At 46.5% G+C, this 15,921-nt stretch carries 15 protein-coding genes; 8 read left to right on the forward strand and 7 right to left on the reverse strand.

Features of this window, described 5'->3' with window-relative positions; genetic code table 11:
- Window positions 1-93 precede the first annotated feature (93 nt).
- Entirely contained in the window at window positions 94-378 is a 285-nt protein-coding gene (locus QUB70_RS27430; RefSeq protein ID WP_332984688.1) for a tetratricopeptide repeat protein, read from the forward strand.
- A 22-nt stretch (window positions 379-400) separates the two neighbouring features.
- Here the strand turns inward: QUB70_RS27430 and fghA are convergent, their stop codons facing one another.
- On the reverse strand, window positions 401-1,255 hold the full coding sequence (gene fghA / locus QUB70_RS27435) for an S-formylglutathione hydrolase (RefSeq protein WP_332984690.1): 855 nt from the start codon (window positions 1,253-1,255) through the stop codon (window positions 401-403).
- Between the two features lie 73 nt (window positions 1,256-1,328).
- The gene (locus QUB70_RS27440) at window positions 1,329-2,438 is read right to left on the reverse strand and encodes an S-(hydroxymethyl)glutathione dehydrogenase/class III alcohol dehydrogenase (protein WP_332984692.1); all 1,110 of its coding nucleotides are present in this window, start codon (window positions 2,436-2,438) and stop codon (window positions 1,329-1,331) included.
- 77 nt (window positions 2,439-2,515) lie between these two features.
- Between QUB70_RS27440 and QUB70_RS27445 the strand changes: the two genes are divergently transcribed.
- From QUB70_RS27445 to sppA, 3 genes are all read left to right on the forward strand, one after another.
- Window positions 2,516-3,199, forward strand: a complete 684-nt coding sequence (locus tag QUB70_RS27445) for an SDR family oxidoreductase (protein WP_332984693.1) — start codon at window positions 2,516-2,518, stop codon at window positions 3,197-3,199.
- Between the two features lie 286 nt (window positions 3,200-3,485).
- Window positions 3,486-4,535 (forward strand): type 2 isopentenyl-diphosphate Delta-isomerase, encoded by a 1,050-nt coding sequence (gene fni, locus QUB70_RS27450; protein WP_332984694.1) that lies wholly within the window; start codon window positions 3,486-3,488, stop codon window positions 4,533-4,535.
- Window positions 4,536-4,908: 373 nt separating this feature from the next.
- On the forward strand, window positions 4,909-6,729 hold the full coding sequence (gene sppA, locus QUB70_RS27455) for a signal peptide peptidase SppA (protein WP_332984695.1): 1,821 nt from the start codon (window positions 4,909-4,911) through the stop codon (window positions 6,727-6,729).
- A gap of 174 nt (window positions 6,730-6,903) precedes the next feature.
- On the opposite strand, the gene QUB70_RS27460 is transcribed toward sppA, so the two are convergent.
- A complete protein-coding gene (locus QUB70_RS27460; RefSeq protein WP_332984696.1) occupies window positions 6,904-7,173 on the reverse strand; it encodes a GlsB/YeaQ/YmgE family stress response membrane protein in 270 nt (89 codons plus the stop codon).
- A gap of 426 nt (window positions 7,174-7,599) precedes the next feature.
- On the opposite strand from QUB70_RS27460, the gene QUB70_RS27465 reads away from it, so the two are divergent.
- Entirely contained in the window at window positions 7,600-8,799 is a 1,200-nt protein-coding gene (locus QUB70_RS27465) for a tetratricopeptide repeat protein (RefSeq protein ID WP_332984697.1), read from the forward strand.
- A 352-nt stretch (window positions 8,800-9,151) separates the two neighbouring features.
- On the opposite strand, the gene QUB70_RS27470 is transcribed toward QUB70_RS27465, so the two are convergent.
- Entirely contained in the window at window positions 9,152-9,862 is a 711-nt protein-coding gene (locus QUB70_RS27470; protein WP_332984699.1) for a carbonic anhydrase, read from the reverse strand.
- 620 nt (window positions 9,863-10,482) lie between these two features.
- On the opposite strand from QUB70_RS27470, the gene QUB70_RS27475 reads away from it, so the two are divergent.
- The gene (locus QUB70_RS27475; RefSeq protein WP_332984700.1) at window positions 10,483-11,298 is read left to right on the forward strand and encodes an MOSC domain-containing protein; all 816 of its coding nucleotides are present in this window, start codon (window positions 10,483-10,485) and stop codon (window positions 11,296-11,298) included.
- Between the two features lie 19 nt (window positions 11,299-11,317).
- On the opposite strand, the gene ylqF is transcribed toward QUB70_RS27475, so the two are convergent.
- A complete protein-coding gene (gene ylqF, locus QUB70_RS27480) occupies window positions 11,318-12,172 on the reverse strand; it encodes a ribosome biogenesis GTPase YlqF (protein ID WP_332984702.1) in 855 nt (284 codons plus the stop codon).
- 290 nt (window positions 12,173-12,462) lie between these two features.
- Window positions 12,463-12,876 (reverse strand): universal stress protein, encoded by a 414-nt coding sequence (locus QUB70_RS27485; RefSeq protein ID WP_332984704.1) that lies wholly within the window; start codon window positions 12,874-12,876, stop codon window positions 12,463-12,465.
- 184 nt (window positions 12,877-13,060) lie between these two features.
- On the opposite strand from QUB70_RS27485, the gene QUB70_RS27490 reads away from it, so the two are divergent.
- Together QUB70_RS27490 and QUB70_RS27495 are read left to right on the forward strand one after the other, a co-directional pair.
- On the forward strand, window positions 13,061-14,260 hold the full coding sequence (locus QUB70_RS27490) for a phosphoglycerate kinase (RefSeq protein WP_332984705.1): 1,200 nt from the start codon (window positions 13,061-13,063) through the stop codon (window positions 14,258-14,260).
- A gap of 219 nt (window positions 14,261-14,479) precedes the next feature.
- The gene (locus QUB70_RS27495) at window positions 14,480-15,196 is read left to right on the forward strand and encodes a pentapeptide repeat-containing protein (protein WP_332984706.1); all 717 of its coding nucleotides are present in this window, start codon (window positions 14,480-14,482) and stop codon (window positions 15,194-15,196) included.
- Window positions 15,197-15,415: 219 nt separating this feature from the next.
- Here the strand turns inward: QUB70_RS27495 and QUB70_RS27500 are convergent, their stop codons facing one another.
- Window positions 15,416-15,898: a response regulator transcription factor gene (locus tag QUB70_RS27500; protein WP_332984707.1), complete on the reverse strand. Its 483-nt coding sequence runs from the start codon at window positions 15,896-15,898 to the stop codon at window positions 15,416-15,418.
- Window positions 15,899-15,921: the final 23 nt, after the last annotated feature.

Raw genomic sequence — 15,921 nt, forward strand, 5'->3', positions numbered from 1 at the left:
AATCCTCTCCCCCTCTCCCCTTCTCCCCCTCTCCCTCTCTAATACCATAGGCAATCTAGATGCAACACAGCTTATCGATAATTAAGAAATGCGATGGAAGCTCGAGAATTTTACGAACAAGGATTCGACCTCGGTCGCAGGGGGCTGTACGAGGAAGCAGTTGCAGCTTTTACTCAAGCAATAAATCTCAATCCTGACTTTGTAGAAGCTTACATGATTCGTGCTACTGCTCGAAGTGGAACAGGAGATTTACAGGGGGGAATTGAAGATTTTGAGAAAGCTATGGATATCTACAGGGCTAGAGGACAATCGCAAATAGCTGATATGCTTTTAGTCCCCTGGAGTGCGCTGCACAATGAAATTAGGTTTAAGGACTAAAGTCCTTACTACAAACTAAACTTCACTCACACAAAGCAGCCGCGTGAAATTGAATATGATCCTCGATAAAACTCGCTATAAAATAATAGCTGTGATCGTAACCTTCCTGCATCCTTAAAGTTAGCGGCTGTCCCGCTTTTGCACAAGCTTCCGCGAACACTTCCGGCAACAACTGCCCGTCAGCCAGAAACGAATCAGCAGTGCCGCAGTCAATCAGAATCGGACGGTTGTATTGCGCTTGAAGCACCAATTCGCTAGCATCCCAAGCCTTCCACATCTCTTTGTCGCCACCGAGGTAGTGCCCGAATATTTTTTGTCCCCAAGGGCAGCGCATTGGCGCGGAAATAGGCGCAAAAGCGGAAACTGAAAGATAGCGAGATCCATTTTTCAAAGCGCAAATTAAAGCCCCGTGTCCGCCCATCGAATGACCGAAAATTCCCTGTTTTTCCGGTATCGCCGGAAAATTTTCGGCGATTAAATTTGGCAATTCATCAACCGCATAACTGTACATTCGATAGTGAGAATTCCAAGGTGCGGCTGTCGCATCAACATAAAAACCCGCACCACTTCCTAAATCCCAATCGTCATCTTCACCAGGAATACCAGTATTGCGCGGGCTAGTGTCGGGCGCAACCAGCATTAACCCGTATTTTGCCGCAAATTGTTGGGCCCCGGCTTTTGCCATAAAGTTTTCTTCCGTGCAGGTTAAACCTGATAGAAAATACAAAACTGGTACGGGTTGAGATAAAGCTTGCGGGGGCTGATAAACCGCGAATTTCATCTCGCTGTTGCAAGCGGAGGATTGATGGCTGTAAAAGCCGAGTTTGCCGCCGAAACTTTTATGTTCTTTGTGCAGTTTTAGGGATTCAGAGAGCATAATTGGAAATTGGGAATTAATATGTATTACATCCGTTACATCCGTTACAAAATCCGTTGCCGAACTTCTTCCTTCAAAAAGTCAACACTGTACGAATTACTTCGCCTTTGTGCATTAAATCAAAAGCTTCGTTAATTTGCTCGATCGGCATTACCCGAGTTACCAGACTATCAATATCAATTTTACCGTCCATGTACCAATCAACAATTTTAGGAACATCAGTTCTGCCTTTTGCCCCCCCAAAAGCCGTGCCTTTCCAAACCCTACCAGTTACTAGCTGAAACGGGCGGGTGCTAATTTCTTGACCTGCTCCCGCTACCCCGACAATTACGCTCACGCCCCAACCTTTGTGGCAGCATTCCAAAGCTTGGCGCATCACATTAATGTTGCCGATACATTCAAAACTGTAATCGGCTCCGCCTTTGGTTAAATCTACTAAATAAGGCACTAAATCGCCTTCCACTTCGCGGGGATTGACAAAGTGAGTCATGCCGAATTTTTCCGCCATCTCTCGTTTGTCGGGATTCAAGTCTACGCCGACAATCATGTTAGCTCCCACCATGCGAGCCGCTTGAATTACATTCAAACCCACGCCGCCCAAACCGAAAACTACTACATTAGAACCAGGCTCTACTTTCGCCGTATTGATGACAGCGCCGATGCCAGTTGTGACGCCGCAGCCAATCAAACAAACTTTATCAAAAGGAGCATCTTCGCGAATTTTTGCTACCGCAATTTCTGGCAATACTGTATAATTAGCAAAGGTAGAAGTTCCCATGTAATGGAAAATTTTCTCGCCATTAATTGAAAATCGGCTCGTGCCGTCGGGCATCACGCCTTGCCCTTGAGTCACGCGAATTGCTTGACAGAGATTTGTTTTGCCACTCAAACAATATTCGCAGTTGCGACATTCGGGAGTGTAAAGTGGAATTACCCGATCGCCCACTTTGACACTCGTTACTCCCGGCCCCACTTCTGCGACAATCCCGGCTCCCTCGTGGCCTAAAATAGCGGGAAACAAACCTTCAGGATCGGCACCGGAAAGAGTGTAAGCATCAGTGTGACAAACACCCGTGGCTTTAATTTCCACCAGCACCTCTCCAGCCCTAGGCCCATCCAGATCGACCGTTTCAATGCTCAAAGGTTGGCCGGCACTGCGAGCAACTGCTGCTTTTACTTTCATGCTTTCTCCCTGCGATCGATTTGTCAATTAGCCAGTCAATATGTATTGTATTACTTAATGTCAAAATTTAGAAATATATGACAAAATTAATTGTAATTACCGGAGTCAGTCGCGGTCTCGGTCTTGCCATGACCGAAAAGTTTATTGAATTGGGACATACAGTTTTGGGATGCGCCCGTTCTTCCGAAGCAGTGGAAAAGCTCAACCAAAAATATAGTGCGCCCCACAATTTTACTTGTTTGGATGTCGCAAACGACGATCGCGTAAAAGCTTGGGCAACAGAAATGCTGGGAAAAAATAAGCCACCAGATTTGCTTGTAAACAATGCAGCTTTAGTCAACCATTCCGCGCCCCTTTGGTTGGTCAGCAGCGAAGAATTTTCGCAGGTAGTAGATGTTAATATTAAAGGTACGGCTAATGTAATCCGCCACTTTGTACCGGCAATGATTGCTCGAAAAAGCGGCATAATTGTCAACTTTAGTTCTGGTTGGGGAAGGTCAACTTCGCCGGAAGTCGCGCCCTATTGCGCTTCCAAGTGGGCAATAGAAGGACTTACCCGATCGCTCGCTCAAGAATTGCCCCCAGGTATGGCAGCGGTTCCTTTGAATCCGGGGATAATTCACACGGATATGCTGGAAATTTCTTTCGGAGAAGATGCGGCAAGTTACACGTCAGTCAAAGCATGGGTGCAAAAAGCAGTTCCTTTTTTGCTGAAGTTGAAACCTTCCGATAACGGAATGCCGCTAACTGTTCCTGGATAAACCGAGGCGCATCTAAATTTTATAGCCAAGTTTGATGAAATTCTTGTGGGGTGGGTGTCGCGCCCGCCCGAAAAATACAACTTCTATGGGGGACAGCTTAATATAGCAACCCTTGCAGGATTTACCTGTCAACTGTCAACTGTCAACTGTCAACTGTCAACTGAAGCACATCTCTCTTTTCTTCTCCTCTGCGCCCTCTGCGCCCTCTGCGGTTCATAAAAAAATCTCGAAAATGAAATAAAATTGCTATATTCCCAACTCAAAACTCTTTCCCCAAATAGCCACTGTGAACTTGCCGCTAACCTCCCCGTCGCAAACCGAAACCCGCAAAGCAGACCACCTGCGGATCTGCCTCGAAGAAGACGTACAATTTCGCGAAACTACCAGCGGCCTAGAACGCTACCGTTTTGAACACTGCTGTTTGCCAGAACTCGATCGCACCCAAATCGATTTAACCTCCACATTTCTCGGCAAAAAACTAGCCGTTCCCCTGCTAATTTCCTCAATGACCGGCGGCACAGAATTAGCCCAGACAATCAATTATCGCCTCGCCGATGTCGCGCAAGAATACAAACTGGCAATGGGAGTCGGTTCCCAGCGAATCATCGTAGAAAAACCTCAACTAGCTCCTACATTTGCCGTCCGCCGCCGCGCTCCTGATATTCTGTTATTTGCCAATATCGGAGCAGTTCAATTAAACTACAATTACGGTTTGGAAGAGTGCCAAAAAATTGTTGATATTTTAGAAGCAGATGCTCTAATTTTGCACCTCAATCCGCTGCAAGAGTGCGTCCAAACCGAAGGCGATACTAACTTTAAAGGACTGCTAGATAAAATAGCCACATTGTGCGATCGATTACCAGTACCAGTTATTGCTAAAGAAGTCGGCAACGGTATTTCAGGAAAGATGGCAAAGAAATTGCTCGCCGCTGGGGTAGGTGCGATCGACATTGCCGGAGCAGGAGGCACTTCTTGGGCGAAAATAGAAGGACAGCGAGCTAAAGATGGCAAGCAGCGCAGGTTGGGCGCAACCTTTGCCGACTGGGGAATACCGACAGCCGAGTGCATTGTCAGCACCCGGGCCTCCGCGCCGGATGTTCCTCTGATTGCCTCTGGAGGCTTGCAGAATGGGTTGGATGCAGCGAAGGCCATCGCCCTCGGCGCGGATATTGCGGGATTTGCGCGACCGTTTCTACAAGCCGCAGCGGAATCGGAATCAGCCGCAGGCGTTCTAGCTGAGGTTTTAATTGCAGAAATCGCCACCGTGATGTTCTGTACGGGCTGCGCTAACTTGGGTGAGTTAAAACATTCTGGGGTTTTGGAAAGGTTAAGATAAAAGTGAGTCAGCAGTCAGCAGTCATTAGTCAGCAGTCATTAGTCAGCAGTCATTAGTCAGCAGTCATTAGTCAGCAGTCATTAGTCAGCAGTCAACAGTCATTAGCTAATAACTAACGACAGCGGATAATTGCTAAATCCTAGTTGCAGGAATTACCAATAAAATCGTTTCCGCTGGCATCGGAATAATATTTTTCCGAGTGCAGTGCGAGCGTCTCCCTCGCGTGCGGGGACGCTTGCACGCTCGGTATCATTCCGCTCTAACCGAATGTGATATAACTAATGACTAATGACTAATGACTAATGACTAATCACTAATAACTAATAACTAATGACTAATAACTAATTACCAATTACCAATTACCAATAATCTAATGAAAGATTTCCTAAAATATACCTGTGCAAGTTTGCTGGGAACCTTCCTCGGATTGTTGCTGCTGGGCAGCATCGGATTGGGAGGACTGGTACTGCTAATTGCTATGGCGGCATCGTCGTCTAAAGATTCAGGCCCGCAAGTTAAAGATAAGTCTGTATTGGTATTAGACCTTTCTTTAAATATCACCGACAGCAAACCGAGCCGCAGCACTGGCGCGGCGATTGAAGAAGTGCTTTCGGAAGATTCCGGCGATACAGTGACGCTGCGGACTGTTTTAGACGCGATCGAATCTGCGAAAAAAGACCCGAAAATAGTTGGCATTTATCTCGAAGGTAGCTCGGATTCGAGCAGCAGCGGGTTTGCCAACCTCAAAGAAGTTCGATCGGCCTTGCAGCGTTTCCGAGATACCAAAAAACCCATTTTTGCTTACCAGATGGACTGGAACGAGCGAGATTATTACCTCGGTTCCGTTGCTAATACAATTGCCGTCAATCCTTACGGCGCTTTGGAAATCAACGGTTTTAGCAGTCAGGCAATGTTTTTCACTGGTGCTTTGGAAAAATACGGCGTGGGAGTGCAAGTGACTCGCGTCGGCAAATACAAGTCAGCCGTTGAGCCATTTTTGCTCACAAAAATGAGTCCCGAAAATCGCCAGCAAACTCAAAAATTGCTCGGAGATATGTGGGGAGAATACCTGAAAACTGTCGCCCCGAGCCGCAAAGTGACCGTTCCGCAACTGCAAGCGCTTGCAGATAATGGCGGAATTTTGATGGCTGACGAAGCTCTCAAAAACAAGTTAGTTGATAAAGTTGTATACTTTGACGAAGTATCAACCGAACTCAAAAAACTCACAGGAACCGATCGCGAAAACAAATCTTTCAAGCAAATTAGTTTGAAAAACTACGCGAGAATTGCTGAAAATAAAAACTCAACTCGCGCTGACAAGAAAAACCAAATTGCTGTACTTTACGCTGAAGGAGAGATTGTAGACGGCGAAGGGGGCCCGACTCAAGTAGGAGGCGATCGCATCGCTGAAGAATTGCGGAAAATCCGGGAAGATGACGACGTAAAAGCAGTGGTTTTGCGCGTCAACAGTCCCGGAGGCAGCGCGACGGCGGCCGAAGTAATTGGACGCGAAGTGGTGCTGACGGGCAAAAAGAAACCAGTTATCGTTTCGATGGGCAATTTAGCAGCATCCGGCGGCTATTGGATTTCGATGGGTTCCAGCCGCATTTTTGCCGAACCGAATACGATTACCGGTTCGATCGGCGTTTTTGGAATGCTGTTCAACGCCGAAAAGTTGGCTGCTAACAACGGCTTAACTTGGGACGTTGTGAAAACCGCCCGCTTTGCGGATACTAACACGGTTTCCCGCCCGAAAAATCCTCAAGAATTGGCGAATATTCAGAGGGTAGTCGATCGCATTTACGATCGATTTATTACTAAAGTCGCCGACTCCCGCAAACTGCCTAAAAACAAAGTACAAGAAATTGCTCAAGGCAGGGTTTGGTCTGGTACAGCCGCGAAACAGTTGGGTTTAGTCGATGAAATTGGCGGCCTTGAAGATGCTGTCAGAGAGGCGGCGAAGCAAGCTAAACTGGGCGACGATTGGCAGTTGGAAGAATATCCAAAAAGCCGCAGTTTGGAGGAGCGAATTTTGGAAAGACTTTCAGGCGTTCGCGTTTTGAAACCAGCCGCCAAACTCGACCCGCTAACGGCCGAATTTAAGAAAATGCAGGATGAATTGGCTGTGATCAAGTCAATGAACGACCCGCAGGGGATTTACGTTCGCTTGCCTTTCAATTTGCGGATTGATTAACTTTACTCTTCAACCCGCAGAGGCGGGTTTTGTTTGTGTAGTAGCGGTTTCAACCGCCGAGTTTCAACCGCCGAGTTTCAACCGCCGAGTCCGATATTGAAAAACCCGGTTTCTTCAAGAAACCGGGTTTATGAATACCCTCAAAGTCGATCGACTGGGAATTGGCAATATTTGTTATGCAGCACGCTGAGTTAACAATCCCCAGATGAAAAGTACCACGATCGCACCGATGACTGCAAAAGCTATGCTTGGTAGAGTCAATGCTCCGAAGGAAGCTCCCGCGCTCGTTCCCACAAAGACTTGACCTAAATAACCTCCCACCAGCGCGCCGATAATGCCTAAAACTGTTGTTGCAATAAAACCGCCGCCTTGAGTTCCCGGATAAATGGCTTTGGCGATCGCACCGGCAATCAGTCCTAAAACAATCCAAGCAATAATTCCCATTTCTCTTTCTCCTGAATACTTAAACTTTTCTTGTGCCTTGTCTTATGTTCTAAGAATAACAACCGCTATCAAGCCTTTACCTCTACCGCAGGGATGAACCGAAAGTGGTAGAATTTCCGATCAATCGTCCGAGGTTAACTCTTCTTAATATCTCAAAAGAGTTAACCTCACATCTTGCACCATTTTCAAGAACAGGCAAGATGCCTGTGAAGCGAGAAAATTCACTCTTTGTGGAACAGGCATCTTGCCTGTTCCTAAAAAGCTTATTGAGAATGGTGCAACATCTCAGTTAACCCGATTTTTCTAGGGAAGAAAGGTACTTATGCTTAAGACCAAAGGAAAATAGGAGAATCTTTTCTGGGACTTTTTGTGTTTTACTGGTAAAAAATTACAATATTTCTGTGAAACGAGGAAAGTTTGCGCCCGATGAATCTGACTCTGTGCACGATCGTGAAGAATGAAGAGGCAACACTGTCGCGGACTTTGGACAGCGTTAAGGGTGTTGTTGACGAAATAGTGGTGGTGGATACGGGATCGGGCGATCGCACCCGTGAAATTGCCCGAGAATCCGGGGCGAGGGTTTATGACTTTGAATGGTGCGACGACTTCGCAGCGGCGCGCAACGAGTGTCTGAAGCACGCCCAGGGCGACTGGATTTTGGTGTTGGATGCCGATGAGGTGTTGGTACCGGAGATTGTACCTCAAATTAAGCAGGCAATTGCGAGCGATCGGCTGCTGCTAATCAATCTCATCCGCCAAGAAATCGGTGCCTCTCAATCTCCCTATTCCCTAGTGTCGCGCTTGTTTCGCAATCGCCCCGACATCCGCTTTTCTCGCCCTTACCATGCAATGGTAGACGACAGCGTGGCTGAGATTTTGCAGAGGGAACCAAATTGGAAAATAGTTTCTCTCCCCGATGTGGCGATTTTGCACTCGGGTTATCACAAAGATGCGATCGCCGCCAAAGGTAAATTCCAAAAAGCTCAAGCAGCGATGGAACGCTATATCGCTTATTATCCAGACGATGCTTATGCTTGTAGCAAATTAGGTGCGCTGTATGTAGAAAGCGGGCAAATCGGGCGGGGAATTAATTTATTAACCAAAGGCTTGACTGCTGCGGCAATTGATGATTCTATTGTTTACGAACTCAACTATCATTTGGGAATTGCTTACCGCCAGCAGCAGCAGTTTGCCAAAGCAAAAGAACACTATCAAGCGGCAATTAATACCAATGTGTTCCCGCCGCTCAAGTTGGGCGCTTACAATAATTTGGGCAATTTGTTCAAAGATGAAGGAGATTTGAAATCTGCTGAAAAAGCTTACAAAGCAGCTTTAAAAATTGATCCCAGTTTTGCAGTAGGTCACTACAATTTGGGACTGACGCTGAAGGCAGCCGGAAATTTAGCAGATGCGATCGCCTATTACCGACAAGCGATTAAAATCGATCCAGAACACGCCGAAGCTCATCAAAACTTGGCAGTAGCCTTGCTGAAAATTGGCAAAATGCCAGAGAGTTTAGCAGAATTCAAAAGAGCGATCGCCCTTCACGAACAGCGCCGTCCATTTGAAGCAGAACGCCTGCGCCGGGGACTGCAAGAAATGGGTTTGATTTCAGTTGACAGTTGACAGTTGACAGTTGACTGTTACCTCTAAGCTGTTACGCATTTAAATAGGAAATTAGGGACAGGCTAGAAGCCCGTCCCACAAAAGTTTTCTTGATTTTTGACACACAATTTAAATGTAGAACAGCTTACCTGGAAGTCCGAGGATTGGAGTAATGAATAGTCTTCTTTTAATTTCTCCCGCTTATGGCTTGGGGCTTTAAACCAATTCTTTCTGGTAACTGAGATTAGGGCTTTTATGGGCGGGATCTCCTGCCCAACCCCTACTCCCCACAAGTAAGATTCTCGGAGTGTGGAACAGGCCGGAAAGCCTGTTCGTTAAAAATATTCCAAGATATGAGATGCAACCAGCAAAATCAAGCAATTATCTCTACTTTGCCGCTATCCAAATCGTAGCGCCCTCCAACAACTTTAAGCTTGCCCGCTTTGACTGCTTCAGCTAAAATAGGCGACGAGGATTGTAACTTATTTACATTGATTTTCACATTAGCTCTGACTGCGTTATCCCACGCATCACCTTGGACACCTTTTGTGGTATCAACTGCGGGTTTAATCGCCGCCACCAAAGTGCTAATGTGACCCGGCACAGCTTTGCCATCTAAAGCTGCTTTAACAGCACCGCAGCGTTCGTGACCCAGAATTACTAATAGCGGCACGCCTAATTCTACTGCGGCATATTCCATATTCCCGAGCACCACATCGTCGAGAAAATTTCCAGCTACTCGAATATCAAATAAATCCCCCAATCCTTGGTCGAAAATAATTTCGGGCGCAACCCGCGAATCAGAACAAGCCAGGATGGTTGCAAACGGATGTTGACCCTCTGCTACTTCTACAATCCGCGATCGGGCTTGGTCGGGAAAAGTCCGTTTTTGCTCAATGTAGCGTTGATTCCCCTCCATCAATTTCTTTAGAGCACCGTCGGGAGTAAGGTCAGAGATTGCCTCTGCCTTTGCGACTTGGGCTTGCAAAAGCGCTGGTGCAAAGCTTGCCGCCAGCATACCTGCACCAGCCTTCAACATTAAATTGCGTCGCGAAATCATGCCTGTTCTTTCGCTTTTAGTCATCAGAAAAATGGGTAGAAACCCCGTCCTTCTAGGACGGCTTTACATTGTTTTTTGATTTACTACCGCCTTGGAATTGGTTAATTCGGTGTACCTTTGTGTTGTACTTTCAACGGGACAGTTACCGTTTCAAATCTTCCAATCCTGTACGCATAGTATTTTGTTCTTTCGAGCCTCCCTTGCGGGGTAATGTTAGCTTCGCCAATGTTTTAAGAGCTTTTTATACTTGCAGCACTGTTTCAGGGACCTTAAAACTGTTTAACTGCAAATGACAGAGCGGAAAACTAGCTTCGCATTCTCCGGTGTCGTGACTCAAAAAACGTAGTCAGTTAAGACTTAGGCTGGTCAGGACGGCTTTTGAGATTTCTCTTCCAAGCCTCACGCCGTCGGGGCTGAGGTTCCTGACTGCTTGCAACTCGGTTCAATTGTTTGTATTTATTAGCATAATATATACCGCAAGCTCAGCCAAACTTATTTAATTTTTCTTTACAAGCAGCTAGGGCAAAATTTAAATTTCCCAAAAGTAGCCATTTTTATTTAATAAAGTCAACTGCGGTCATCCTTCTGCCAGCAGGGGATGCTAGAATGTATCTAAAAAGACAATTATTTATCAATAAATCGAAATGTCTTACGTCGCCAGCATTCATATCTATCCGGTCAAGTCCCTTGACGGCATAGCTGTCAGTCATGCAAGTATTCTTGCCAGCGGAGCTCTATCCGGCGATCGCTCTTTTGCAATCTGCGATGCAGCAGGAGAATTGGTTAACACTAAGCGCAACAGCGGAGTCCATTTTCTGCGCTTATCATTTGACATCACAAATAGAATTGCCTGCCTAAAAATTCAAGACACCGAACAAGAAATCTTTTTTCATGTAGATAGAGAACGCTTGGGAATAGAATGTTGGTTGAGCAGCTATTTCGGTTTCCCTGTCAAGTTAATTGAAAACTTGCTCACAGGCTTTCCCGACAATACCGATGCACCGGGGCCAAGCATTATCAGTACCGAAACAATTGCCGAAGTTGCATCTTGGTTTCCGAGAGTTTGCGTTAACGAGATGCGCCATCGCTTGCGAGCTAATATTGAAATAGGAGATGTCCCGGCTTTTTGGGAACACCAACTTTTCCCACAAGCCGATGAAGTTGTCAGGTTTAAAATAGGGAAAGCAATATTTGAAGGTATTAATCCCCGTCAGCCCTGTATCCTATCTACGCAAAATTATGCCCCGAAAGCAGCTTATCCAATTTTTAAAAATGTACTAACAGCCCAGCAGGAAATTATGCCTGACTTGGTAAAAAAAGGGCATTTAAATCACTTGAGCCGGCTGATAGTTAACACGCGAGTGCCACTTCAAGCACCAGGAAAAATAGTACACATAGGAGACGAAGTTCAAATTCTCGGCAGCGTCAGCAACTCCCTATTAAATACCATTTCTGATTAGTTATATGGTACGAGTTTTATCAAGCCGGCGGCAACTCCAAAGCAAGCTGACCCAACACACCCGTTCTAAAATCGTTTAACATTTGCCGCGCCGTTCGTTCGACATCTCCTTTATACCTGTCTTTTGCTACCTCGTGCAAATAATCTTCACCATTACTAGATGCTATATCTAATTTATACCTGGATTTAAAACCAGATACTGATATCAAGGTGTCATCGGCCGCCTCAAGCTCTAAAAGCAAATCTACCATAGCCGCGGCTACTACCTGATTGTCGTAAGCTGCTTCGCCAATATCTTCGCAAATAGCTAATTTTAGGGCATTTTCTTGATTGTTAATGCGGGTGGGGATGATTCCGGGGGCGTCTAATAACTCAATTTCGTCAGAGATGCGAATCCATCTGAGCGATTTAGTTATTCCTGCTCTGCGGGCACTGTCCACTACTCTCTGCCCTAACAGCCGATTGATTAAAGCAGATTTTCCGACATTGGGAAAGCCCATTACTACGGCGCGGACTGGGCGGGGCAGCATACCTCGATCGAATCTACGTTTATTTAGCTGCACCCCAGCCTCCTGCACAGCATCGGAAACATCGTGTACTCCTTGCCCGTGTTCGGCATTGGTAAAATACGCAGTTTCCCCCTGTGATTCAAACCATGTTTCCCACGCGTCGCGGGTTCGAGCTGTAATCATGTCCATGCGGTTGACGACCAATACTCGCGCCTTACCGCCCACCCAGGTCGGCATTTGAGGGTGGTAAGTAGCCAGTGGAATGCGGGCATCTCGGACTTCGAGCACCACATCTACCCGCTTTAGCTGTTCTTTTAATGCCCGTTCAGCTTTAGCAATGTGACCGGGATACCAGTGAATTTTCATAATATGAAGGAAGAAGGAAGAAGGAAGAAGGAAGAAGGATGAGTGTAAGGAAAGAGAGAATCACACAGGAAGGAACTAGGGAGGCAATCAGGAAGTAAGGAGCGAATAGGGAAGAGGGAAAAGGGAAAAGGGAAAATGAAAAAGGGAAAAGGGAAAATGAAAAAGTAAGCTGTTAGGTATCTAACTTACAGTGCTGAGATTAAGTAAAAAGAAAGAGTTTTCTTTCTTGCTTATTCCTTCTTCCCTCTTCCTTCTTCCCTCTTCCTTCTTCCTTCTTCCTTCTTCCTTCCTTAAGGCACAATCAAAACTGCACAAGGAGACAGATTGATCACCCGATTGGTAACGCTGTCAGACGCCCCATCATCGGTTAAACCCATCCCCCGACAGCCCATCACAATCAAATCAGCCCCAATTTCGTCAGCCACATCACAAATCGTGAAAGCGGGTTTGCCTTCTCGTTCAATGATTTCAGCTTCGATTCCCTGCTGGGAAAACATCGATTGAGCCTCAGACAGCAGTTTGGCGACTGCTTCGGGGGAAGTCATCACCTCTGACGGTGGGGCGGCACCCTCCTCGGCGGGGGGTTCGACTACCGACAGAATAACTAAGCGAGAAGCGTAGGTTTTCACAATATTGACAACCTTTTCCGCCGCTTCGCGGGCTTCTCGGCTTTGATCTACAGGAAATAAGACAGTCTTGAACATAGTGCGCATTTCCCGGACACGGACTCCGATAAAATGTTTAGGTTGAGCCAATCAGTGCCGTTTGTTTCATCTTCCGTTTTTTGTACGGACGCGGTTGAATGCGTCCGAGGCCCCAAGTGCAAGTGACCAGTGCCGCCATTTCAACGGAATTCGACAAAAACACAAATATTAGGAGGTTAATCCTGTGACAAAAAAAACTGTAGCAAATTTATCGGCATCGGACTTATCGGGCAAACGGGTATTGGTGCGGGCGGACTTTAACGTGCCGCTCGACAACGGCAACATCACCGATGATACTCGCATCCGGGCTGCTCTGCCGACTATTCAAGATTTAGCGTCCAAGGGTGCTAAGGTCATTTTGTGCAGCCACTTCGGCCGTCCCAAGGGTGTGACTGAGAAGTTGCGCTTGACGCCGGTTGCTAAGCGGCTGTCGGAATTGTTGGGGAAAGAGGTCAAAAAGACTGACGACTGCATCGGCGATGAAGTCGCTGCTACAGTCGCGGCGATGCAAGATGGCGATGTGGTTTTGCTGGAAAATGTGCGCTTCTACCCAGAGGAGGAGGCAAACGACCCGGAATTTGCTAAAAATTTAGCCTCTGTGGCAGATTTGTATGTCAATGATGCTTTTGGTACGGCTCACCGGGCTCACGCTTCTACTGAAGGCGTTACTAAGTATCTGAGTCCTTCTGTGGCTGGGTTTTTGATGGAGAAGGAACTGCAATATCTCGGCAGTGCGATCGACAATCCTCAGCGTCCTTTAGCTGCTATTATCGGCGGTTCTAAGGTTTCCAGCAAGATTGGAGTCATTGAAAAACTGCTCGAAAAGTGCGACAAATTGCTGCTGGGAGGCGGCATGGTTTTCACCTTCTACAAAGCTCGCGGTTTGAGCGTTGGCAAGTCTTTGGTGGAAGATGACAAGCTGGAATTGGCGAAGTCTTTGGAAGCTAAAGCCAAGGAACGGGGAGTTACTTTTCTGTTACCTACTGATGTGGTTGTTGCTGACAAGTTTGCTGCTGACGCTAACACTCAAATTGTCCCCGTTGAGGAAATTCCCGACGGTTGGATGGGTTTGGATATCGGCCCGGATTCTGTGAAAACTTTCCAAGATGCTTTGGCTGATTGCAAAACGGTAATCTGGAACGGGCCGATGGGCGTGTTTGAGATGGAGAAGTTTGCTGCTGGAACTGAAGGTATTGCTCATTCTTTGGCGGGAATTACTAAAAGCGGTACTACCACAATTATCGGTGGCGGTGACTCGGTGGCGGCTGTGGAACAGTTGAATTTGGGCGAACAAATGAGCCACATTTCTACTGGTGGCGGTGCTAGTTTGGAACTGCTCGAAGGTAAGGAATTGCCTGGTGTTGCTGCTTTAGATGAAGCTTAATTAAGTAGTAGGGACACGGCAAGGCCGTGTCCCTACGGGGATTTATAGATGGCGCGGTGTACTTCACAGACATGGAATCTGCTGTAAGTGAATAAGTTTTTTGGGAATTTACCACAGAGGGCGCAGAGAACGCAGAGCAAGAGAAAAGAAATAAGTAAATGGGTTTAAAGTCTAGAGTTTGCTAGTATAATTTGTTTGAAGTAGCAGTGAGGTTTGTTTGTGAAACTTAAAATCTTGGCAACTGTAACGGCAAGTTTAGCTTTGTTTTGGCTTGCAGCTCCCGTTAAAGCTCAAAATCCAGATCATGTCAGGCAATTGCTGGAAACTAAAGATTGCGAAGGCTGTGACTTGAGAAATGCTGATTTGTTCAAGGCTAGCTTGTACAGAGCTAATTTAAGAGGAGCCGATTTAAGCGGAGCAAATCTCTATGAAGCTAATTTGTTAGAAGCGGATTTAAGTGATGCTAATTTGTCTAATGCTAATTTAGTCAACGCCGAGTTGTACGGTGCTGATTTGGAGGGTGCTAATCTGCGGAATGCGGATTTGTCTAATGCTTTTTTGGGGCGAGCGAATCTGACGAGTGCTGATTTGCGCGGTGCTAAACTTTATAATGCGAATCTGGGCGAATCTTATCTGCTGCAAGCTAATTTGTCGAATGCGGATTTGCGGCGATCGCTGCTTTTTAGAGTTAATTTGAGTCGCGCCAATTTAAGCGGGGCGGATTTGTCTTTCGCTGACGTGCGCGATACTAATTTGCAGAATGCTATTCTCTCAAATACTAGGCTTCCCAAGGCTCAATTGAGCGGGACAAATATCGATGCGGTTAATAACCTGCGGCAGGCTGATTTGGAACGTGCCAACTTGCGGGGTACGAATTTGGGGCCGGGAGTTTGCGTGATAACTAATTTTCCTTATTGTGTTTTGAATTTGGAATAATTTGCCTGCTGAGTGCGTCAGCCTCGATTATTTGGCAGCTACGGGAGTTTTTGACCCCGCCCAAAAACGGATACCGTGCCACGTACTCCTGTCGTGGAAAGATAAAAACTTTAGGTTCTAGTTTAAGCTCCCACATTAATCTGTGGAGTAAATCTAAAATCTAAAATCTAAAATCTAAAATCGAGTGACTGGTTGGCGCGCCCTAGGTCGATTTCCGAGCTAAGTTTGCGGTGGTTTGTATCCCTTTTCTAGGGCATATCTCACAAGCTGGGCTCGATTTTCTAGCTGTAATTTGCTGAAAATGCTGCCTAAATGAGCTTGCACAGTCCGGGGGCTAATAAACAGCCGATCGCTAATTTGTTTGTTAGTATAACCCTGAATAACTTCCCAAAAAACTCTTTCCTCGGCTGGTGTTAAGGGCAAAGGTGCAGGTGCTGGCAATAGTGCTACCACTTTTGGCTCCACCGCCCGGGCGGTAGAAGTTTGCAGCAGTCGGACAATCTCGGCGTAAATGCGGTGAGAGCGCTCTAACTGCGACTTTACCTTAGCTAAGATTTCTTCAGACTGAAAAGGTTTTACCAGATAATCGTCAGCGCCGATCGAGTGACCTTCAACTTTTGACTCAATCTCGCCTTGACCTGACAAAAATCTGACGGGGTGACAGGTTGCCTGAAAACCAGACAGCCCGGCAATCCTAGACAAATCGCCTCAAAAAAGATAGAGTA

Source organism: Microcoleus sp. A003_D6 (assembly GCF_036702825.1).
In the GTDB taxonomy this organism is placed as follows: domain Bacteria; phylum Cyanobacteriota; class Cyanobacteriia; order Cyanobacteriales; family Microcoleaceae; genus Microcoleus.